Origin of the sequence: Roseateles sp. L2-2 (assembly GCF_050613215.1) — a bacterium.
GTDB lineage: Bacteria > Pseudomonadota > Gammaproteobacteria > Burkholderiales > Burkholderiaceae_C > Roseateles > Roseateles noduli.
Genome location: NZ_CP192509.1, coordinates 3,469,359 through 3,489,837 on the forward strand (window position 1 = coordinate 3,469,359; position 20,479 = coordinate 3,489,837).

Below are 20,479 nucleotides of genomic sequence, written 5' to 3' on the forward strand. Positions count from 1 at the left end.
GCGTCCTCGGAGAAAGCGTTTCAGTGCCCGGCATGCCCTCCCGGTTCCTCATGCGACGCCCACATGTCGTTGGACGAGGCGAAGTCCGGGACGCCTCAGTCCGCGTTCGTCCGCACCGCATCCCGTGTCGGATTCATCGCCTCCGCGAGCACCGCGGCCAGCACGTCGACGTCATAGGGCTTGGGCACCAGCGGCACGTTCGGCGCCTCCTCGATGCGCACCGGATGGCCGCTGGCCAGCACCACCGGCAGCGTCGGCTTGAGCACCTTCAAGGTCCGCACCAGGTCCACGCCGCTGCGTTCGCCCGGCATCACGATGTCGGTCAGCACGACGTCCGCCGTCAGCCCGCCGCGCAGCAGGTCCAGCGCATGATCGGCCGTCGGCGCCGTCTTCACGCTGAATCCGAGCGCCTCCAGGGCCTGCGCGGTCAGCTCCCGCACCGAGGGCTCGTCTTCGACCAGCAGCACCGTGCCGGTGAAGCGCCGCGCCCCGTCCGCCGAGGTCTCCTGCGCCTCCGGACCCTCGGCCTCCGCCCTGCCGTGCGAGCGCGGCAGCCACAGCGTGACCTCCGTGCCCAGGCCGATCTTGCTGACGATGGCCGCCGTGCCGCCCGCCGATCGCGCCAGCGCGTAGACCTGCGCCAGGCCGAGGCCCGTGCCCTGCCCCACCGCCTTGGTGGTGAAGAAGGGTTCGAAGGCGCGCTCCATCTGCTCCGGCGTCATGCCGTCGCCCGTGTCGCGCACCGCGATGGCGACGTACTCGCCGGGCAGCAGCTCCGGCGCGAGTCCCACCGGATCGCCCTGCGCCAGCACGCGCTTGCGCGCCGACACGGTGAGCCGGCCGCGCCCGTGCATCGCGTCGCGCGCATTCAACGCGAGGTTGAGCACCGCCAGCTCCAGCTGGACCGGGTCGGTGCGCACCGGCCACAGGTCGTCGTCGATGTTCAGTTCGACCTCCACGGCCGTACCCACCGCGCCGCCGGCCAGGGCCATCAGCTCCGGCAACTGCCGGCGCAGGTCGATGACGGCTTCATGCCCCACCTGCGGACGTCCGAAGGCCAGCAGTTGCCGTGTCAGCTGCGCGGCTTTCGCGGTGGCGCGCTGGCAGGCCTCCAGCGCCGTGTCCGCGCGCGGGTCGCTGCTCAGACGACGCGCCAGCTGCAGCCCGGTCGTCATCGTCTGCAGCAGGTTGTTGAAATCGTGCGCGATGCCGCCGGTCAGCCGGCCCAGCGCTTCCAGCTTCTGGCTGCGCAGCGCCGCCTGCTGGGCGTGGCGCGTCTGCGCCACCGCCGCGTCGATCTCCTCGCGCAGGCGCAGCTCGTTGCCCGCGCGCTCGCGGCTGGCCGTGGCCAGCGCGTGCTGCACGACGTCGATCTCGTCGACGCCGCCCGGCGCCTCCTCGATCGTCGCGCCGCCGCCCATGCGGATCGCGTCCTTGCGCAGCCGCCGCAGCGGATCCGCGATCGCGCGGCTCATGCGCCGCGCCAGCACCAGCGCCAGCGCGATGAAGGCCAGCGACAGCGCCAGCATCATCCCGAACGCCCGCCAGGCGCCCTTGGCGAGCTCCGACTGGCTCAGGCCGATCAGCACCACCCAGCCGGAATCCGGCGCGCGGCTGAACACGGTGAACACCGGCTCGCCGTCGAGCGTGCGCGCGTCGACGACGCCCCGATCCCCGCCGCCCAGCGCCTGGAGCATGTTGGCGCTGGCGCGCTGGCCGACACGTTTCTCCGGATCGCGGGTGCGGGCGATGACCAGGCCGTTGCGGTCCAGCACCACGCCCAGCCAGCCCTCGGGCAGCGGCTGCTGGCGGAAGATCTGCTGCATCTCGCTGACGGGACTGCCGTAGCCGAGGTACATCGGCTTGCCCAGCACCGTCACCGGCACGCGGACCGCGAAACTGGGCTTGCGGTCCACCGGACCGACGTAGAGGTTGGAGACGAGCAGCCGGCGCGACGCGTCGATGCCGTCGGTGAAGCCGCCCGCAGCGGGCAAGGGCTGACCCCAGGCAATCCGCGTGTTGATCAGCTGGCGGCCCTCCGTCGTGGCCAGCACGATGGTGTTGGGGGTGCCGGCGACCAGCCGGGCGGCCTCGCCGTGGAACTGCTCCAGCCGGCCCTCGGCCAGGCTGGGCGAGACGCTGAGCGCCTGCAGCAGCGCCGTGCGCACCGCCATCTCGCGGTCGGCGACCAGGCTCAGCGCCTCGGCGGTCTCGGTGGCGGCGGAGACCGCCGCGCGGCGCTCGGTCTGGAAGACGGCCATGCCGGCGAACACCGACAGCAGCAGCGTCGGCAGCACGATCAGCCAGACCATGGCGCGCAGCTTCCCGCGGACGGACCCGGCGCGCGGCGCGGAGGAGGAAGGGGTCCGTTGGGGCATGGTGGGCGGATTCTAGGGGCGGGACTTGCCCTCGCCTGACGCCCCCGCCGCGCCCGGCCCGGCGAGCGCCCTTCGTCGACGCGGACCGTCGGCAGGGCTCACCGATTGCCCGGCACCCGGGATGAAGGACCCGCTATGAAACTGCTCGTCATCGAGGACGAGGACAAGCTCGGCGACTATCTGCGCGGCGGCCTGACGCAGGAGGGCTTCGTCGTCGACCTGGTGCGCGACGGCGTGGACGGTCTGCACCAGGCCAGCGAGGGCGCCTACGACCTGGTGCTGCTGGACGGCGTGCTGCCGGGCATCGACGGCCTGGCCGTGCTGGCGGCGCTGCGCCAGCAGGACCACACCCGCGCGCTGCCGGTGCTCATGATGACCGCGCGCGCCGAGGTCGAGGACCGCGTGCGCGGCCTGCAGGCCGGGGCCGACGACTACCTGTGCAAGCCCTTCGCCTTCTCCGAGCTGGTGGCCCGCATCCAGGCGCTGCTGCGCCGCGCGGCCGGCGCGCCGGCGGTGGAGGCCACCGTGCTCAAGCTCGCCGACCTCGAAGTGGATCTGTTGAGACGCAAGGTCCATCGCGCCGGCCAGCGCCTGGACCTCACGCCCAAGGAATTCAGCCTGCTGACGCTGCTGCTGCGGCGTCAGGGTCAGGTCTTGTCCCGGACCGAACTCGCCGAGCAGGTCTGGGACATGAACTTCGACAGCGAGACCAACGTGGTCGAAGTCGCCGTGCGACGGCTGCGCGGCAAGCTCGACAAGCCTTTCGACGTCGAGCTGCTGCACACCGTGCGCGGGATGGGTTACGTGCTGGAGAAGCGCGACGCCTGAACGGCGTGCGCGGCATGCGCGGCTTGAGGGGCATGCGCGGCGCCGCGGTCGCCCTTGCGGCGCCACACCGCCAGCACGCCGATGCCCGCCATCAGCATCGCCCAGGTGGACGGCTCGGGGACCGGCCCGGCCAACTGCTCGAAGGCCAGTTGCTGCATCACCCGGACCTGCGCCTGCGAGATGCCCAGTTGCGCCGCCGCGGTCTCATTGACGCCCAGGCTGCGCGGATCCAGACCGGTGATCGAGCCGAAGATGGTCAGCGCCTCCAGATAGCTGCCGTACATGCTGGCGTGGTAGTTGTCGCTGGCCCAGAGCTTGACCTTGCCCGCATCGATACCGTCGTAAGGGTTGGTGTCGGCGAAGCCCTGGGACATCGCCCGGTTCCAGGCCAGTCCCACCGGGATCACGCCGTCGATCTTGTCGGAGGCCTGGTCGGCCTGCAGATAGCCGGTGTAGACGTCCTCGGCCATCTTGTAGATGGACTGGCCGTACCAGGCGCCGCTGGGCGGATAGGTCTGGTCCGCGCGCGACCAGGTCGCCATCAGGTTGATCTTGACGTTGGCGTTCTGCGCATGCAGCGCATCGGCCAGCAGGCCCGAGTACTGGATCAGCTTGGCCGGATTGCCCGGCTGCGCCGCGTCCAGCGTGCTGTAGCTCTGCAGCACGACGCGGTCCCAGGGCTTGTCGATCAGGCCCATCTTGGTGTTGTAGTGCAGGTCCAGCCCGCTGCCGCCGACGGTCTCCAGGCTGACGTCGTAGTTGAGGCCGGCCTGCGCCGTGAAGGCCTTGAACAGCGCCGGGATGCCGCCGATGCCGGTGCCGTTGAGGTCGGTCACGGAGCCGGGATTGAACTGCATCACCGACGAGCCCTGCGCGTAGGTGAAGCTGTTGCCGACGAACAGGATGGTCTCGGCCTGCGCCGCGCCGACCGACAGCGCGAGCGCGAGCCCGGCGAGCGTCCCTGGAAACCGGGTGATGGATCGGATCATTGGTCTTCCTCGGTTGTAGTCGTGGTTGCGCGCGAAGCCGGCAAGTGCCGATGGCCACGCGCTTCTTCGTTATAGGGACCGGGACGCCGTCCGGTAGGCGTGCCACCCCCCCTCCCCCTAGATCGCTGTGCGGACAGCATCGGAAACCTGGTGCGCTGACGCACGGATTTGGGGACACATGAAACAGTGACGCGGCCGACGCCCGAAGCTGCACCGGGAGGACACGCAATGGCACCAAAGACACGCGCCGATACCCCGGCGGGTACGGTGATTGCCATAGTGTTCCGCTGGAACGGATGTCCAGTTCCCGGAGCCCATCGATGTCCCTGTCTCTTGCCGCAAACCCTTCCGCCATGACGCCTCGCGCGAACCAGCTGCTCGTGCAGCTGCCCGTCGAGGATCAGGCGCGCTGGTCCGCGCAGCTCGAGACGGTGGAGCTGCTCAAGGGCCGCGTGCTCTTCGAGGCCGGCGCCCCCGCCACCCACGTCTACTTCCCGATCAGCGCGATCGTCTCGCTGATCCACACCACCCACTCGGGCGATTCGACGCAGGTCGCGATGATCGGCTCGGAAGGCGCAGCCGGCCTGGCCGCGGCGATGGGCGGGGAATCTCCCGCGTGCCGCGCGGTCGTGCAGCGCGCCGGCCTGGCCTTCCGCATGCGGGTGTCGCTGGTGAAGGACGAGATGATGCGCGCCGGGCCGTCGACGGCGCTGCTGCTGCGTTACGTGCAGTCCCTGATCAGCCAGATCGCGCACACCGCGGTCTGCAACCGGCACCACTCGCTGGAACGTCAGCTGTGCCGCTGGCTGCTGCTGTGCCTGGATCGTCAACATGGGCATTGCGAGCTGTCGGTCACCCAGGAGTCGATCTCCAACCTGCTGGGCGTGCGCCGGGAAGGCGTCACCGAAAGCGCCCAGCGCCTCCAGGCCGCCGGCCTGATCCGTTATTCCCGCGGTCATATCGCGGTACTGGACCGGCCGGGGCTGGAAGCCCGGGCCTGCGAGTGCTACGCCCTGCTCAAGCAGGACTTCCAGCGCTTGCTGCCTCAGGACCCGGACGGCGGGAACGCGGCCACCTCTGCCACCTTCGCGCCCGTCGCCGTGCAGGCCTGAGGGCTCTGCATCGCTGTTCAAGCACCGCAGCGAGCCACCCGTCGGGGACGGGGGACTCGTCGACGTGTCGTGAACACGTTCGTCGCGCCTGAACGCACCGGCTCGTACCGGCGCGCTCGTGCGCGTCTCTCCTGTTGAGGTCCGGGATCCTCGGGCACCCGCATGCCGTCAGACCCCGACGCCTCGGACCGGCTGCCGGTGATCGCGGACGATCACCGGTCCACCGGTCTCGCGATCACTTCTCCGAACGGGTCCGGCGACGCGCGACGAAGCCGATGGCGCCCAGACCGGCGAGCAGCATCGCGTAGGTCGAGGGTTCCGGCACGGCCGACGCGAAGTTGATCGAGCCGCCGCCCTGGCGGATGCGGAAACCGCCCGCGAAGGGCTCGACCTGCGAGGACGTGTTCGAGAACGACGTCAGCGCGATGTTCTGGGGCAGCGTCGAGCTCTGGAAGCCCGGCACCAGCCAGTTCAGGGTCAGCTTGGCGTTGGCCGACGGGCTGAAGTTCGTGCCGTCGCCCAGCGGGATCGTCGACACGGTGCCCAGCAGCAGCGAGCCGCTGGCCAGGGCCACTTCGCCGGTCGCGGTTTCCGTCGGCGTGTTGCCGGAGAAGCCGAACGACGAGGTGCCGTTGTAGCCGTACAGGGTGTAGGTCAGCGAGGTCAGCGTGCCCAGCGTCGGGGTGGTGCCCGGGTTGCCGGCTTGCGTCAGCGTGCCGGCGCCGCTGAACTGGATGTAGTAGCCGTAGTCCGAGTTCAGTCCGTTGGACGGCAGGGTCAGGCCGCCCAGCTGGGCCGCGCTGACGGCCAGGTAGCCGGATTCGGTGAAGGTCGCGCCGGAAAAGGTGATGGTCGAGTAGTTCGACACCAGCAGGTTGTCGGCCGTGATCGGCGAGCCGTTCAGGCCGGCAGCGCCCGGATCCCAGGTGAACTGCGGTAGCGCGGACGCGGTGGCACTGGCGGCAAGCAGGGCGAGAGCCAGCAGGGTACGCTGGAACGCCACGGGCTTCCGGGAGAGCAAAGGCAGGGTCATGGTGGTTGCTCCGAAAGGGAAATCCGCACATCGCGGACGTCGCAGTTCACCACCCCCTACAGAGGGAGTCTGTTCGTCCACCCACATAAAAACGGGGGCCCTCGCGCGTGTACCAGGAAGGTGCTACGAACCGGGGTTTCCGTGCCTGAAAACACCCCGCGAACAGGGGGTGATGCAGTGCAACAAAAACACGCTTTTCTTCGATGTCTTCAGGGGGAAAGCGCTCGCTGCGGCGCCGCAAATGGAGGGGTCGGCACCCTGCCATGAACAGGGGCTCGACAGCGGTTCGCCAGGCGACGGATTTCGGCGCAATGCCACGTGTCCGGCGATGCCATTCCCAGCATCGCGATCAGCGCGATCAGCGCGAATTACTGCGCTCGCACGGCGCTTTTCAGGAAGCTCCGGGGAAGAGGCGGACGGGACAATCCGCTGTCGCTTTCCGACTCCTCTCGACTCCTCTCGACTCCTCTCGACTCCTCTCGACTCCTGTCGACACCTTTCCGACGCCGTCCACGAGCTCCGCCCACCATGTCGCATCCCCGCCGTACCGCCGCCTCCGCAGCCCTGTCCTCGACTGCCGCCTCCGGCGTGGCGGGGTTGATGCTCGGGCAGATCGTCCTGGCGCTGGCGCTGCATCACGGCCGCACCGTCGAGGGCCTGGGTTACGCGCTCGTGTTCCTGGTGGCCGGCGGCGCGTCGGTCGCCTGCTTCCTCGCGCATCGCCATCAGCAGCGCCGTCCGCGCGACGAGCCCGCGCCGTGGCGGCTGTGGGTGGGCGCGCTCGCGTTGGGCGCCTTCGCGTCGATGGCGGCGATCGGCTCGTTCTGAGGTCGTTCCGCGCTTGTTCTGCGCTCGTGCCTGAGCGCTGAGCGCTGAGCGCGACGCCTCCCGGCGTCGCTGAATCCCTTACTCGTCCAAGTCCTCGTCGTCGTCCGCATGCTCGGGATCGGGCCCCGCCGACGGATCGTCGCCGCTGGCCAGGTCCTCCACATCGATGCTCGCGTCGATGTCGTCCGGCGACGGTTCGCGGCTGACGCGATCCGGCGAGATGTCGGCGGCCTCATCGTCCCTGCCCGGCGTGGCCGACGCGCGCTCGCCGGTGCCGAAGCGATCGGTGTCGCTCGAAGGATTCGACGGCGTCGCGCCGAGTTCGTCCGGATCGTCCGGACCCGTGCTCATCTGACGCTCGCCCGAGATGTCGCTGCCGCTGTCGGAGCTGTCGCTCGGGCCGAGCGAATCGGTGCCCCGCCCCTTCGCCTGCGCGGGCGCCTGTGTTCCGCCGAGGATGCTGCTGGTGGCCATGGTGCTTCTCCTGAGAGACCCGATGCGGGTCGATGCAGGAATCAGGCAAGCCCCGAGCCCGACGTTCAGCCGGAGCGCTTCTGGTACACGCGCTCTTTCGCCGCGACCTCGACGAATTCGCCGGCGTGAGCGGAGAAGCGCAGCGTCTCGCGCGCGCCCAGGCCGAGGAAGCCGTTGCGGCAGAGCGCCTCGGTGAACAGCCCCAGCGCGCGGTCCTGCAGGGCGCGGTTGAAGTAGATCAGCACGTTGCGGCAGGACACCAGCTGCACCTCGGCGAACACGCTGTCCGTGGACAGGCTGTGGTCGCTGAAGACGATGCGCTCCTTCAGCGACTTGTCCATCAGCACATGGTCGTAGGCGGCCGTGTAGTACTCCGACAGCGACCCCACCCCGCCCGAGGCGCGGTGGTTCTCGGTGTACAGCGGCACCTGGTCCACCCGGTACACCCCCGCCTGCGCCTGCGCGAGCGCCTCCTGGCTGATGTCGGTCGCGTAGATCAGCGTGCGGTCCAGCAGCCCTTCCTCCTTCATGAGGATGGCCATGGAGTACGCCTCCTCGCCCCCGCTGCAGCCCGCCACCCAGATGCGCAGCGACGGGAAGGTGCGCAGCACCGGCACGACCTGCTCGCGCAGCGCGCGGAAGTACTCGGGGTCGCGGAAGAACTCGCTGACCTGCACGGTCAGGTCGCTCAGCACGGAGCGGAAGACCTCCGGCTCGTGCAGCACGCGGCCCTGCAGCTGCGAGAGATTCGCGCAGCCGAAGCGCTGCTGCCCGGCCTTCAGCCGGCGACGCAGCGAACTGCCCGCGTAGTCGCGGAAGTCGTAGTGGTAGCGCGCGTAGATCGCCTCGAGGATGAGTCGGACCTCGAGGTCGTCCGCATGCCTGCCCTGCCCTTCCTGGCCGTCGTCGGCCTCGTTCGAACGCCGCGTCATCGTCGGGCGGTCCTGCAGGCCGTCATCGCGGCATCCAGACGCGGACCAGCGAGAGCAGCTTCTCGATGTCCAGCGGCTTGGCGATGTAGTCGTTGGCGCCGGCGGCCATGCACTTCTCCTGGTCGTCCTTCATCGCCTTGGCGGTGAGCGCGATGATGGGCAGCCGCCGCATGTCGGGCCGCGCGCGGATCTCGCGCATCGCGGTGTAGCCGTCCATCTCCGGCATCATGATGTCCATCAGCACCAGGTCCACCGGCGGCATCGCGCCGGGCCCCTGCAGCGGCGCGGACAGCCGTTCCAGCGCCTCGCGGCCGTTGCGCGCGATGTCGACCTTCACGCCCTTGGGCTCCAGCACCGCGGACAGCGCGAAGATGTTGCGCACGTCGTCCTCGACGACCAGCACGCGCCGGCCTTCGAGCATGTTGTCCCGCGCACGGACTTCCTTGAGCATCTTCTGCCGCTCCGGCGGCAGCTGCGCTTCCACCTGGTGGAGGAACAGCGTCACCTCGTCGAGCAGCCGCTCCGGCGAGCGTGCGCCCTTGATGATGATGGAGCGCGAATAGCGCCGCAGCTGCTGCTCCTGCTGCGGCGTCAGCGTGTGGCCGGTGTAGACGATGACCGGCGGGAAGGCGACGTCCTCCTGCAGCGCCATCTGGTCGAGCAGGTCGTAGCCGCTCATGTCGGGCAGGTTCAGGTCCATGACCATGCAGTCGAAGGTCGAGCGGCGCAGCGCTTCCAGCGCTTCGGCCGCCGTCGCGACGCCTTCGATGCGGACCTCGTCGGCCGCCAGCAGGTGGCGGATGCTGTCGAGCTGGCGCGCGTCGTCCTCGACCACCAGCACCGTGCGCAGACGCTGCGAGAACTTGGCCTCCAGCTTGTTCAGCGCGACCTCGAGCTCCTCGCGCTTGACCGGCTTGAAGGCGTAGCCGACCGCGCCGCGCTCCATCGCCTCGTGCGTGTAGTCGGCCACCGAGATCACGTGCACGGGGATGTGGCGCGTGAGCGGCTCGCGCTTGAGCTGGTCCAGCACGCCCAGGCCGGAGTGGTCGGGCAGGTTCATGTCGAGCAGGATCGCGCTGGGCGCGTAGCGCTGCGCGATGGACAGGCCGTTGCCGGCCGTGTGCGCCATCAGGCAGACGAAGCCCATCTCGCGGATCAGGTCGCGCAGGATGAGCGCGAAGCGCTGGTCGTCCTCGATGATGAGGATGGCGCGGTCGCCGGGCACCCAGGACAGGCGGTCGTCGTCGAGCTGCGGCAGGCGCGGCTCGGGCGCGGCGGGCGCGGGTTCGCGCAGCAGCGCCTCGGCGGTGGCCGTCTCCTCCTCGGACTCGCCCAGCGAAGGCAGCACGGCGTCGAAGGCGGGCACCGCCGGCGGCGGCTTGATCCCGCCGTAGTGCGGCGCCTGCGACGGCGTCAGCGGGCGCGGGCGCTCGTCGCCGAGCGGCGCCTCATGCGCCAGCGGCAGCACCAGGCTGAAGACGGAGCCCTGCCCCGGCGTGCTCTGCAGGTGGATGTCGCCGCCCAGCAGGCGCGCCAGGTCGCGCGAGATCGACAGGCCCAGCCCCGTGCCGCCGTACTTGCGGTGGGTGCTGCCGTCGGCCTGGCGGAAGGCGTCGAAGATCAGCGCCTGCTGGTGCGCCGGGATGCCGATGCCGGTGTCCTTGACCGTGAAGGCCAGGCGGCCGTCGGTGGTGGCGCCGACCTCCATGCGCACCGAGCCGCGCTCGGTGAACTTGAGCGCATTCGACAGCAGGTTCTTGAGCACCTGGCCGATCCGCGCCTCGTCGGTCTCTATCCATTCGGGCGCGCCCGGCGCGAGCTGCAGCCCGAAAGCCAGGTTGCGCTGCGCTGCGACCGGCGCGAAGACCTGCGTCAGCTGCTGCAGCAGGCGCGGCACGGAGACGCGCTCGATCTGCATGTCGACCTTGCCGGCCTCGATCTTGGACAGGTCCAGGATGTCGTTGATCAGCATCAGCAGGTCGTTGCCGGCCGAGCTGATGGTCTGCGCGAAGCGCACCTGCTCCTCGCTCAGGTTGCCGTCCTTGTTGTCCGACAGCAGCTTGGCCAGGATCAGCGTCGAGTTCAGCGGCGTGCGCAGCTCGTGGCTCATGTTGGCCAGGAACTCGCTCTTGTACTGGTTGGACCGCTCCAGCGCCTCGGCACGGTCGGTCAGCATCTCCTGCGCGGCCGTCAGCTCGGAGCGCTGCAGTTCCAGCTGGCGCGCCTGCTCTTCGAGCTGCGTGTTGCTTTCCTCCAGGTCGGTCTGCTGCTTCTCCAGCCGCAGCTGCGAGTCGCGCAGCGCGTTGCCCTGCTCCTCGAGTTCCTCGTTGCTGGCGCGCAGCTCTTCCTGCTGCATCTGCAGCTCCTCGGCCTGGCGGCGGCTCTCCTCGAGCAGGGCCTCCAGGCGGCTGCGGTCCTTGGCGGCGCGCAGCGCCATCGCGATCGGCTCGGCGACGCGCGCCAGCAGTTCGCGTTCGGCCTCGCCGACGTGGTGGAGGAAGCCCAGCTCGATCACGCACTGCACGCGCCGGTCCAGGCCGGCCGGCGCGATCAGCAGTTCGGCCGAACCGGCCTTGCCCAGCGACGAGGTGATCGGCAGATAGTCCGCGGGCAGCTGCGTCACGTGGACCGGACGGCGGTCGCGCGCGGCCTGGCCGAGCAGCGTGTCGCCGCCGCGCACGACCGGGGGCGCCGCCTCCGTGCCGGTCGCCACCGGCAGCGCATAGCCGCCCACGCGCAGGAAGGTGCCGTCCTCATGCGCCACGTAGAACGCCCCGACGCGCGCGTCGGTCCATCGGGCGAGGAAACTGGTGGCGATGTCGGCGAGGCGCTCGACGTGCGGGTCGCCCTGCAGTTCGACGCCCAGCCCGGCGAGGCCGGCCTTCAGCCACTCCTCGGTCTTGGCGGCGCGGTAGCCGCGCGAGCTCAGCACCGCGGCGACACCCGTCAGCACCAGCAGCAGCGCCGAGCCGCCCCACATCACGCCGACCGTCTGCTGCACCGCGCCGTCCCACAGCGCGCGGCGCTCCGCGGCGCGGTCGCGTTCCTCGCGCTCCATCTCGCCGAGCAGCGTGCGGATGCGCTCCATCAGGATGCGGCCGCGATCGCCCTTCACCAGCGTCACCGCGGCGGCGCTCTCGCCGGCGCGCCGCGCGGCGATGGTCTCCTCCATCTCCGCGAGCTTGGCCTTGAAGAGCTGCTCCGCGGTCTCCAGCCGCGCCAGCTGCGGCCGGTAGTTCTGGAAGCTCGCCCGCAGCCGCTCGGCCGCGGCGGGGATGGTCACCTGCGCCGTGTTGAAGGGCACGAGGTAGCTGTCGATCCCGGTCAGCAGGTAGCCGCGCTGGCCGGTCTCCGCGTCCTTCATCGCCGAGCCCAGCGTCTGGATCTGTTCCTGCACGATCAACGTGCGCGCCATCGCGTCGGCCGAATCGGACTGCGCCTGCTGCGAGCGGTAGGAGAACCAGGCCGTGATCAGGATGGTGATCACCGCCAGCACGAAGCCCAGCGCGGTGGACAGCGGCAGCCAGTCGTGCCGGCGCACGCCGTGGGCCAGGTGGAGGTCGTTGCCCGAATTGGCCTTGGCGGCGGAGGAAGTGATGTTCTTCATGAAAGCGGAAACGGGGCGGCCGGAACGGGGGCGCATGCTAACGCGCTCCCGCTCCGGCCGGTCCCAGCAGTCCTCACTGGGTCGTTCGATCGATGACCGTGTCCGTCTATTCGCGCGGCTCGCCGCGTGCGTTGACGGTCACGGTCGCTCCCGGCGGTCGCCGGGTCTGCATGTAATGGTCTTGTCCCTTGAAGCGATAGGTCACGTCCCAGTACTGGGGATTGCCGTTGTTGGGCGAAGCGCCGCAGCGCTGCACGTTGCGCACTTCCTTGTCGCGGTTGACGTTGCTGCCGACCACCGCGCCGCCGACCGCGCCCGCGGCGGTCGTCACCGCCTGGCCGGAGCCGCCGCCGAACTGGTGGCCCAGGATGCCGCCGAGCACGCCGCCGATGACCGCGCCGCCGACGTTGGGACGGTCCCGCACTTCCTTCTGCTCGATCCAGCAGCGCTGCTGCTCGTCGCCCATCACGGCGCGCACCGAGACGACCTGGGCCTGGTACAGGCCTTCGTCGCCGCGGCGCAGGTAGGTCGGTTGGGGATCCGGGCCGTAGCGGTCGCGGCTGACGTCCTCGCCGATGCGGCGCGCGGAGCTGATCCGGTTGTCCAGCCCCATGGACTTCAGCGACGGATAGCTGCCCGGCTGCAGCACGCGGCAACGGCCGGTGTAGCCCGGGTCCTCGCAGACTTCCCAGCGCTCGCCGCGGACCTCGATCGAGGACGCGCGGTCGTCGAAGCCGATCTCCTTCAGGAAGTTGATCTGCGCGTCGGCGCCCGCGGTGCGGCCGCGGAAGTTCTCGTTCTCGTAGAAGGTGATGTCGGCCATCGCGTGGCCCGCCAGCGCGCATGCGGCCGCCGCGACGGCGACCTTCAGCGCAGGCTTGAACGCCAACTTCATCTTCGGTGCGGCGGAACGGTTCATGGCGGTCCCCATCGTGGTTGCTGTGATGCTCCCACTGTGGGCCGGCGCACGCGCCGGGTCTGTCGGGCCGCGCTGGGACCGCGTGTAGGACAACATTCCCTGGACTTTCAGCGTTCCGACTGCAGCCGCGGCAGCAGCAGCTCGAACATCGTGCCCTGCCGCGCCCGCGACACGCCGATCAGCGAGCCGCCGTGCGCCCGCGCGACGCGTTCGGGCTCCTGCAGGCCGGGGCCGACCTGCGCCGAGGACATGCCCGACACCGGTTCGTTGCCGCCGAAGAGGTGGATGGAGGCTTCCGGCTCCAGCACCGTGTCGAAGCTGATGCGCAGCATCAGCGAGCGCTGCGCGCTGCCGTCGACCTGGATGCGGATCGCGCTGTCGCCGGCGTGCGTGGCGGCCTGCATGAGCAGCTGGTCGAGCGCCTGCGCCATCAGCTCGACGTCGAAGTCGCCGCCGGTGTCGCCGAGGCGGTCGAAGGCCGGCGGCGCCCACATCACGGCCTGGTTGCTCTCGATGTCCAGGCGCTGCGCGGCCAGCGTCCCGAGGTCGCTGCGCACCGGCTGCACCTGCAGCAGCTCGCAGGGCCGGCGCGCCAGGCTGCCCAGGTGGTCGACCTGGCGGCCCAGCAGGGTCGCCGCGGCCTTGACCCGCTGGCCGGCCTTCTGCAGCGACGGCGATTCGGTCTGGCGGATCAGCAGCTCGGCGTTGAGCATCATGACCGAGAGCGGGCTGCGGATGTCGTGGCTGAGCGCGCTCAGCATCAGCGCGTTCACGCGCGCCAGGCGTTCCTGCTCGACGATGCGCTCGGCCAGCAGCTGGCGCTGGCGGTGCAGGTCGGCGAAGACGGCCACCTTGCTGCGCAGCACGTGGGCGTCGACCGGCTTGTAGATGAAGTCCACCGCCCCGGCCTCGTAGCCCTTGAAGCTGCGCTGCGCCTCCTGCGAGCCGGCGGTCAGGAAGATGATCGGGACATGCCGGGTACGCTCCGTGCCCCGCATCAGTTCGGCGAGGGTGAAGCCGTCCATGCCCGGCATCTGGATGTCGAGCAGCGCCAGCATCACGTCGTGCGTGAGCAGCAGTTCCAGCGCGGCGGGGCCGGAATCCGCCGTCAAAACTTCCAGGCCGGAGTCGGCCAGCAAGGCTTTCATCGCGAGCAGGTTCTGCGGCTTGTCGTCCACCACCAGCACGCTCATCTGATCCGCCACGTCGTTCTCCCAATCATGATCATCTTGGTCTTGAATGTCTGACAGCGCCATTGGGCAACCGGCGTGCCCACGCCGACCTGGGAGATACCCTCCCCCAATCCTCGCCCAGGGATGTCGTTGGGCGAGGAGCGGCGAGCGTACGATCGCGCCGCCGTGACGTCCGTCCGCCCTGCCCTTGCCGGAGACGGACGCCACCTCCCTTTCAGCCTTTCCCAGCCTCACTCCCTGCATCCCCGGCGCGGTCCCCGCGCCTCGAGAGGACACGATGAAACAGAACAGCGCCGCCGTCGAAGAACTCCTGTCCGTCCACCGCGACCAGGTCCTGGCCGAATGGCAGGCCGAGCTGACCGCCGGGGGCGGCGGTCGCGGGCTGTCCAGCGAGATCCGCGAGACCGGCGAGGTGCTCAACGCCATCCTGGGCGGCGTGCGCGCCAACGGCAGCACCGAGAACTTCGACGATGCGGCCTGGTCGAACGTGCGCGGCGTGCTGGCCCAGCTGTCGGCCTCGCGCGCGGCGCAGGGCTCCACGGCCGCCGACACCAGCCGCTTCGTGCTGGCGCTGAAGAAGCCGCTCTTCGCCGGCCTGCAGCGCAAGTTCGCCAGCGACGCGGCGGCCCTGGGCGAGTCGACCTGGGAGGTGTCCTCGCTGCTGGACAACATGGCGCAATACACCGTCACGACCTACCAGCGCAGCCGCGAGGAGATCATCGGCCGCCAGCAGCAGGAGCTGCTGGAGCTGTCGACCCCGGTCGTGAAGCTGTGGGACGGCGTGCTCGCCGTGCCCATGATCGGCACGCTGGACAGCGGCCGCACGCAGCTGGTGATGGAGGCGCTGCTGCAGCGCATCGTGGAGACCGGCTCGGCGCTGGCCATCATCGACATCACCGGCGTGCCGACCGTGGACACCCTGGTCGCGCAGCATCTGCTCAAGACCGTCACCGCGATCCGGCTGATGGGCGCGGACGCGATCATCAGCGGCATCCGGCCGCAGATCGCCCAGACCATCGTGCACCTGGGCATCGACCTGGAAGGCATCACCACGAAGGCGACGCTGGCCGATGCGCTGTCGCTGGCGCTCAAGCGCACCGGCTTCGTCGTCACCAAGGGCCGTCCGGTCGCCGGCGGAACCCTCGGACTGGGCGCCGCATGACCACGCGCATCCCCATCCTGCGCATGGGCAGGACGCTGCTGGTCACCATCCAGGTCGACCTGCAGGACCAGACCGCGCTGGCGCTGCAGGACGACCTCGCCAACAAGATCCAGGACACCGGCGCGACCGGCGTGCTGATCGACATCTCCGCGCTGGAGATCGTCGACTCCTTCATCGGCCGCATGCTGGCCGGCATTTCCAGCATCGCCAAGGTGCTGGGCGCGAACTCGGTGGTCGTCGGCATGCAGCCGGCGGTCGCGATCACGCTGGTGGAACTGGGCCTGACGCTGCACGGCGTGCGCACCGCGCTGAACGTCGAACGCGGCATGGACCTGCTGCGCCAGGCCGATGAGCTCGACGACGCCGCGAGCGGCGGCCTGTCGGCTGACGACGAGGGCGATGACGCCCTGGCCACCGGGCTCGGCCGGTGACGGCGCCCGTCATGAACGCCTTCACCCCCTCCCCCGCCGCCGGCACGCCGGGCGCCTCGAGCAGCTCGAGCACCTCGGGCAGCCTGCCGATCCGCAGCGAGCCCGACATCGTCCTGTCGCGCCAGCTGGTGCGCAAGCTCACCCAGGAGCTGAAGTTCTCCCTGGTCGACCAGACCAAGATGATCACCGCGGCCAGCGAGCTGTCGCGCAACACGCTGGTCTACGGCGGCGGCGGCGCGATGGAATGGGCCATCGTCCAGTCCGGCGTGCGCTCGGGATTGCGACTTGCCTTCGTCGACGAGGGACCCGGCATTCCGGATCTGGAGCTGGCGATGAAGGACGGATGGACCTCGGGCAGCGGCATGGGCATGGGCCTGTCCGGCAGCAAGCGGCTGGTCAACGATTTCGAACTGGAGTCCGCGCCCGGGCGCGGGACGCGCGTGACGATCACGCGCTGGAAATAGCCGTGCGCGCGTTCCGACGCTGTCCCATCGACGACGCGAGTCAGGTGGGCGAAGCCCGCCGTGCGGCGCAGGCGCTCGCGACCGAACTCGCCTTCGACGAGGAATCCGCCGGGCGGCTCGCGCTGGCGGTGACCGAACTCGGCACCAACCTCTTCCGTCACGTCGGCCCCGGTCGCCAGGCCGCGCTGCTGATCGGCGTGGACGAGCCCCGGGTCGGCAACGACCTCGGCGACGACGGCCCGGGCATCCAGGTGCTGTCGCTGGACCAGGGCAACGGCATGGACCTGTCGCGCTGCCTGCAGGACGGCTACAGCACCGGTGGGACCGCCGGGACCGGACTCGGCGCCATCCGGCGCATGGCCGACCGCTTCGGCGGGTTCTCCGCGCCGCAGCGTGGCACCGTCCTGGCCGCGCGCTTCGGACCCCGGACCGACCGGAGTCGTCTCGGCCTGACCGCCGGCACTGCCGGCACTGCCGGCACTGCCGACGACGCTTTCGACGTCGCCGGCCTGTCGCTGGCCGCGCCGGGCGAGACCGTCAGCGGCGACGCCTGGGCGCTGCGCCGCGACGAGGACCGCTGGTCGCTCGCCGTGGCGGACGGCCTGGGGCACGGCTTCCACGCGGCGGAAGCGTCGGACAAGCTGATGGCGCTGCTCGCGCGCGCCGAGCCGGGCCACCTCGCCTCCCCGGCGGCCTTCCTGGAACGGTCCCACGACCTCCTGCGCAGCACGCGCGGGGCGGCCTCTGCGGCGTTGTCGCTGACGCCGGGCGGTCCGCTGCTGTTCGCCGGTGCCGGCAACATCTCGGGCCGGCTGATCTCGGGCGTGTCCGACCGGACGCTGCTGTCCCAGCACGGCACCCTGGGCGTGCAGATCCGGCGGCTGCAGGATGTCGTCTACGATTGGCCGCCGCACGCGGTGCTGATCCTGTACTCCGACGGCATCGTCTCGCGCTGGTCGCTGGAAGACACCCCCGGTCTGCTGCAGGCCGATCCCGCCGTGATCGCCGGCTGGATCCTGCGGGACCATCTGCGCGGCAAGGACGATGCGACCGTGGTCGTGGTCCGCCGCCCCCACGCCTGACAGGGCGGGACATGCTCAGGAAGGACACCATGCCCACCGACGACCCCGCCGCCCTGCGCGACGCGCTGGACGCCGCCCAGGCGCAGCTCGAGGCGCTGCAGGCGGAGCTCGACGAGACCAACCGCGGCGTGCTGGCGCTGTACGCCGAACTCGACACGCAGGCGCAGCAGCTGCGCCAGGCCACCGAGCTCAAGAGCCGCTTCCTGGCCTACATGAGCCACGAGTTCCGCACGCCGATCTCGTCCATCCGCAGCCTCACGCGGCTGCTGCTGGACCGCGTCGACGGACCGCTGACCGACGAGCAGGAAAAGCAGGTCAACTTCATCCGCACCACGTCGGAAGAATTTGCCGACATGGTCAACGACCTGCTGGACCTGGCCAAGGTCGAGGCGGGCCGCATCGACGTGTCGCCGGCCTGGTTCGAGCTGGTGGACCTGTTCGCCGCGCTGCGCGGCATGTTCAAGCCGGTGCTGGTCAACCCGGACGTGCAGCTGGTCTTCGAGGAGCCGCAAGGCATCGCGCAGCTCTTCACCGACGACGCCAAGCTGTCGCAGATCCTGCGCAACTACATCTCCAACGCGCTGAAGTTCACCGCGCAGGGCGAGGTGCGGGTGAGCGCCGTGATCGCGCCGGGCGCTGCCGACGCCTCGGGGGCTCCCGGCGAGGACGAGATCACCTTCTCCGTCGCCGACACCGGCATCGGCATCGCGGCGGAGTTCCACGACGCGATCTTCCAGGACTTCACCCAGATCGGCTCGCCGATCCAGAAGCGGCTGCGCGGCACCGGCCTGGGCCTGTCGCTGAGCAAGCGGCTGGCGGAGCTGCTGGGCGGGCGCGTCGGCCTGCGCAGCGCGCCGGGCGTGGGTTCGGTGTTCTCCGTGACGCTGCCGCTGCGGCTGCCGGGTGCGGCCGACCCTGCGGTGTCCGCCGAGACCGCCGTCCCGGGAGCCGCCACGGAGGTGCCCGACGCATGAGCGAGGCGCGTTTCATCGACCGGTCGCAGCATCGCGTGCTGGTCGTCAACGACGACCCGATCGGCCGCTACACGACGGTGCGCCAGCTCCACGCGGCCGGCTTCCCCACGGTGGAGGCGGCCACCGGCGCGGAGGCGCTGCGCATCGCGGACCAGGCGCTGTCGGCCGTCGTGCTCGACATCCACCTGCCCGACATCGACGGCTTCGAACTCTGCCAGCGCCTGCGCGCGCAGGTCAGCACCTTCCGGCTGCCGGTGATCCACCTGACCGCGGCCTACCTGACCGACGAGGACAAGGTGCGCGGCCTGGACGCCGGCGCGGATGCGTACCTCACCCACCCGGTGGAACCGGCGGTGCTGGTGTCGACCATCCAGGCGCTGGTGCGCACGCGCACGGCCGAGGACGCGATGCGCCGCAGCGAGGCCAAGTTCCGCGCCGTGTACGCGCAGGCGCCGGGCGGCATCTGCCTGCTCAAGGCCGGCGACGGCACGCTGCTGGACGCCAATCCGGCGATGCTGGCGCTGCTCGGCCTCGGGCCGGACGAAGGCGACGCCGTGATCGGACGGCCGTTGACGGACTTCGTCGGCGAGCCCGACCTGCCCGCCGCGCGGGCCTTCGTGGCGGCGCTCGGCCAGGACGGGCTGCACGCCGAATTCGCGCTGCGGTCCAACGACGGCGCGGACGTGCCGGTCGAATGGACCGCCTCGCCGCCGATCGAATCCGGCGTGTGCATGGCGATGGCCGCGGACATCTCGCAGCGCCAGGTGCTCGCGCGGCAGCGCCAGGAGCTGCTGGACCGCGAGCGCAGCGCCCGCAGCGAGGCCGAGGCGCTGTCGCGCATGAAGGACGACCTGATCGCCGTGCTGTCGCACGAGCTGCGCACGCCGCTGAACGCGATCATGGGCTGGACGCACGTGCTGCAGCGGCACAGCCCGCCGGAACTGCTGGCCAAGGGCCTGTCCGCCATCGACCGCAACGTGACGATCCAGGCGCGCATGATCACGGACATCCTGGACATGTCGCGGATGAACATCGGCAAGCTGCCGCTGGCGCGCGAGCGCGTCGAGGCCGGCGAGGTCCTGCGCACGGCGGTGGCCGCGATCCAGCACACGCTGGACGAGAGCGGGCATCGGATCGAGCTCGAGCTGCGCGACGAGGCCACCGTGCTGCTCGCCGACAGCGGCCGGCTGCAGCAGGTGGTGTGGAACCTGATGGGCAACGCGGCCAAGTTCTCGCCGCGCGGCAGCGCGATCAGGCTGTCGCTGCACGCGCAGGACGCCGGCGTGGTGGTGGAGGTGCGCGACCAGGGCCAGGGCATCGCGCCCGAGTTCCTCCCGCATGTCTTCGACCGCTTCACCCAGAGCGACGCCGCGAGCAGCCGCCAGCACGGCGGGCTGGGCCTGGGGCTGGCGATCGTGAAGAGCCTGGTCGAGGCGCACGGCGGCTGGGTCGACGTGCGCAGCGAAGGCCGCGGCCACGGCGCGGCGATCCGCTTCTGGCTGCCCGGCGAAGCCGCGGCGCCGGCGGTGGTCGAGACGGACACGGCTTCCGGCGGCTTGAGCGCGTTCGGCGCCTTGGGCGCCCAAGGCATGGTGGGCACGCCGGGCGAGGCCGGTGTCGGTGCCGGTGCCGGCACGGCCGCAGCGGACGGTCCCCCCGTCCTGCTGACCGGCTTGCGCGTACTCGTCGTCGAGGACGACGTGGACGCGGGCGCGATGCTGAAGCTGATCCTCGAGGAGCGCGAGCTGCGAGTGACCGTGGTCCACGGCGCGGACGAGGCGTTGCTGGCGCTGGCGGGCAGCGGGTTCGACCTGCTGGTCAGCGACATCGGCCTGCCGGGCCGCGACGGCTACGAGCTGATCCGCGACATCCGCGCGCTGGAGGTTCCCGGCGAACGTCTGCCGGCCATCGCGCTGACGGCGTTCTCGCGCGACCTGGACCGCCAGCAGGCGCTGCAGGCGGGCTTCGACGCGCACCTGGCCAAGCCGCTCAAGCCGCAGCTGCTGATGCGGCTGGTGGCGCAGTTCGCGGCGAATTGAGGCCGGCGGAGGCCGGCGGAGGCCGGCGATAGGA

Annotated in this window: 17 protein-coding genes; 9 read left to right on the forward strand and 8 right to left on the reverse strand. The window is 70.5% G+C overall.

The features are described from left to right. Positions 1 to 95 precede the first annotated feature (95 nt). Positions 96 to 2,378: an ATP-binding protein gene (locus tag ACQZ13_RS15540; RefSeq protein WP_431045910.1), complete on the reverse strand. Its 2,283-nt coding sequence runs from the start codon at positions 2,376 to 2,378 to the stop codon at positions 96 to 98. Between the two features lie 135 nt (positions 2,379 to 2,513). Between ACQZ13_RS15540 and ACQZ13_RS15545 the strand changes: the two genes are divergently transcribed. Next, positions 2,514 to 3,206: a heavy metal response regulator transcription factor gene (locus ACQZ13_RS15545; RefSeq protein ID WP_431045912.1), complete on the forward strand. Its 693-nt coding sequence runs from the start codon at positions 2,514 to 2,516 to the stop codon at positions 3,204 to 3,206. On the opposite strand, the gene ACQZ13_RS15550 is transcribed toward ACQZ13_RS15545, so the two are convergent. Beyond that, positions 3,179 to 4,195: a DUF4886 domain-containing protein gene (locus tag ACQZ13_RS15550; RefSeq protein ID WP_431045914.1), complete on the reverse strand. Its 1,017-nt coding sequence runs from the start codon at positions 4,193 to 4,195 to the stop codon at positions 3,179 to 3,181. The two genes, ACQZ13_RS15545 and ACQZ13_RS15550, sit on opposite strands and share 28 nt — an antisense overlap. A 353-nt stretch (positions 4,196 to 4,548) precedes the next feature. On the opposite strand from ACQZ13_RS15550, the gene ACQZ13_RS15555 reads away from it, so the two are divergent. Then, on the forward strand, positions 4,549 to 5,307 hold the full coding sequence (locus ACQZ13_RS15555) for a Crp/Fnr family transcriptional regulator (RefSeq protein ID WP_431045916.1): 759 nt from the start codon (positions 4,549 to 4,551) through the stop codon (positions 5,305 to 5,307). Between the two features lie 235 nt (positions 5,308 to 5,542). On the opposite strand, the gene pepA is transcribed toward ACQZ13_RS15555, so the two are convergent. Beyond that, a complete protein-coding gene (pepA, locus tag ACQZ13_RS15560) occupies positions 5,543 to 6,340 on the reverse strand; it encodes a flocculation-associated PEP-CTERM protein PepA (protein WP_431045918.1) in 798 nt (265 codons plus the stop codon). A 528-nt stretch (positions 6,341 to 6,868) separates the two neighbouring features. On the opposite strand from pepA, the gene ACQZ13_RS15565 reads away from it, so the two are divergent. Next, positions 6,869 to 7,168, forward strand: coding sequence for a hypothetical protein (locus ACQZ13_RS15565; protein WP_431045920.1), 300 nt, complete (start codon positions 6,869 to 6,871; stop codon positions 7,166 to 7,168). Positions 7,169 to 7,246: 78 nt separating this feature from the next. On the opposite strand, the gene ACQZ13_RS15570 is transcribed toward ACQZ13_RS15565, so the two are convergent. The 5 genes from ACQZ13_RS15570 to ACQZ13_RS15590 form a co-directional block, all read right to left on the reverse strand. After that, positions 7,247 to 7,642: a hypothetical protein gene (locus ACQZ13_RS15570; protein WP_431045922.1), complete on the reverse strand. Its 396-nt coding sequence runs from the start codon at positions 7,640 to 7,642 to the stop codon at positions 7,247 to 7,249. A 65-nt stretch (positions 7,643 to 7,707) separates the two neighbouring features. After that, entirely contained in the window at positions 7,708 to 8,574 is an 867-nt protein-coding gene (locus ACQZ13_RS15575) for a CheR family methyltransferase (protein WP_431045924.1), read from the reverse strand. 22 nt (positions 8,575 to 8,596) lie between these two features. After that, positions 8,597 to 12,217 (reverse strand): response regulator, encoded by a 3,621-nt coding sequence (locus ACQZ13_RS15580; RefSeq protein ID WP_431045926.1) that lies wholly within the window; start codon positions 12,215 to 12,217, stop codon positions 8,597 to 8,599. Positions 12,218 to 12,287: 70 nt separating this feature from the next. After that, positions 12,288 to 13,100 carry a beta/gamma crystallin-related protein gene (locus tag ACQZ13_RS15585; RefSeq protein WP_431045928.1) on the reverse strand — a complete coding sequence of 271 codons (813 nt, stop codon included), beginning with the start codon at positions 13,098 to 13,100 and terminating at the stop codon, positions 12,288 to 12,290. A 107-nt stretch (positions 13,101 to 13,207) separates the two neighbouring features. Further along, complete coding sequence (locus ACQZ13_RS15590; RefSeq protein ID WP_431045930.1) at positions 13,208 to 14,305, reverse strand: response regulator; 1,098 nt, start codon at positions 14,303 to 14,305, stop codon at positions 13,208 to 13,210. 265 nt (positions 14,306 to 14,570) lie between these two features. On the opposite strand from ACQZ13_RS15590, the gene ACQZ13_RS15595 reads away from it, so the two are divergent. Genes ACQZ13_RS15595 through ACQZ13_RS15620 form a run of 6 tightly spaced genes read left to right on the forward strand, consistent with a single transcriptional unit; the run spans position 14,571 to position 20,445 of the window. Beyond that, positions 14,571 to 15,455 (forward strand): STAS domain-containing protein, encoded by an 885-nt coding sequence (locus tag ACQZ13_RS15595; RefSeq protein ID WP_431045931.1) that lies wholly within the window; start codon positions 14,571 to 14,573, stop codon positions 15,453 to 15,455. After that, on the forward strand, positions 15,452 to 15,886 hold the full coding sequence (locus ACQZ13_RS15600) for an STAS domain-containing protein (protein ID WP_431045933.1): 435 nt from the start codon (positions 15,452 to 15,454) through the stop codon (positions 15,884 to 15,886). The genes ACQZ13_RS15595 and ACQZ13_RS15600 overlap by 4 nt, the downstream gene beginning before the upstream one ends. 11 nt (positions 15,887 to 15,897) lie before the next feature. Further along, positions 15,898 to 16,350, forward strand: coding sequence for an anti-sigma regulatory factor (locus tag ACQZ13_RS15605; RefSeq protein WP_431045935.1), 453 nt, complete (start codon positions 15,898 to 15,900; stop codon positions 16,348 to 16,350). A gap of 2 nt (positions 16,351 to 16,352) precedes the next feature. Beyond that, positions 16,353 to 17,432 (forward strand): SpoIIE family protein phosphatase, encoded by a 1,080-nt coding sequence (locus ACQZ13_RS15610; RefSeq protein WP_431045937.1) that lies wholly within the window; start codon positions 16,353 to 16,355, stop codon positions 17,430 to 17,432. 29 nt (positions 17,433 to 17,461) lie between these two features. Continuing rightward, positions 17,462 to 18,406 (forward strand): sensor histidine kinase, encoded by a 945-nt coding sequence (locus ACQZ13_RS15615; protein WP_431045939.1) that lies wholly within the window; start codon positions 17,462 to 17,464, stop codon positions 18,404 to 18,406. Continuing rightward, positions 18,403 to 20,445 (forward strand): response regulator, encoded by a 2,043-nt coding sequence (locus ACQZ13_RS15620; RefSeq protein ID WP_431045941.1) that lies wholly within the window; start codon positions 18,403 to 18,405, stop codon positions 20,443 to 20,445. Before ACQZ13_RS15615 ends, ACQZ13_RS15620 begins: the two co-directional genes overlap by 4 nt. Positions 20,446 to 20,479: the final 34 nt, after the last annotated feature.

Coding starts and splice junctions, on each gene's coding strand:
- ACQZ13_RS15595 (WP_431045931.1), top strand. CDS start 14,571: ATGAAACAGAACAGCGCCGCCGTCGAAGAACTCCTGTCCGTCCACCGC.
- ACQZ13_RS15620 (WP_431045941.1), top strand. CDS start 18,403: ATGAGCGAGGCGCGTTTCATCGACCGGTCGCAGCATCGCGTGCTGGTC.
- pepA (WP_431045918.1), bottom strand. CDS start 6,340: ATGACCCTGCCTTTGCTCTCCCGGAAGCCCGTGGCGTTCCAGCGTACC.
- ACQZ13_RS15545 (WP_431045912.1), top strand. CDS start 2,514: ATGAAACTGCTCGTCATCGAGGACGAGGACAAGCTCGGCGACTATCTG.
- ACQZ13_RS15575 (WP_431045924.1), bottom strand. CDS start 8,574: ATGACGCGGCGTTCGAACGAGGCCGACGACGGCCAGGAAGGGCAGGGC.
- ACQZ13_RS15580 (WP_431045926.1), bottom strand. CDS start 12,217: ATGCGCCCCCGTTCCGGCCGCCCCGTTTCCGCTTTCATGAAGAACATC.
- ACQZ13_RS15555 (WP_431045916.1), top strand. CDS start 4,549: ATGACGCCTCGCGCGAACCAGCTGCTCGTGCAGCTGCCCGTCGAGGAT.
- ACQZ13_RS15585 (WP_431045928.1), bottom strand. CDS start 13,100: ATGAACCGTTCCGCCGCACCGAAGATGAAGTTGGCGTTCAAGCCTGCG.
- ACQZ13_RS15600 (WP_431045933.1), top strand. CDS start 15,452: ATGACCACGCGCATCCCCATCCTGCGCATGGGCAGGACGCTGCTGGTC.
- ACQZ13_RS15565 (WP_431045920.1), top strand. CDS start 6,869: ATGTCGCATCCCCGCCGTACCGCCGCCTCCGCAGCCCTGTCCTCGACT.
- ACQZ13_RS15605 (WP_431045935.1), top strand. CDS start 15,898: ATGAACGCCTTCACCCCCTCCCCCGCCGCCGGCACGCCGGGCGCCTCG.
- ACQZ13_RS15615 (WP_431045939.1), top strand. CDS start 17,462: ATGCCCACCGACGACCCCGCCGCCCTGCGCGACGCGCTGGACGCCGCC.
- ACQZ13_RS15540 (WP_431045910.1), bottom strand. CDS start 2,378: ATGCCCCAACGGACCCCTTCCTCCTCCGCGCCGCGCGCCGGGTCCGTC.
- ACQZ13_RS15550 (WP_431045914.1), bottom strand. CDS start 4,195: ATGATCCGATCCATCACCCGGTTTCCAGGGACGCTCGCCGGGCTCGCG.
- ACQZ13_RS15570 (WP_431045922.1), bottom strand. CDS start 7,642: ATGGCCACCAGCAGCATCCTCGGCGGAACACAGGCGCCCGCGCAGGCG.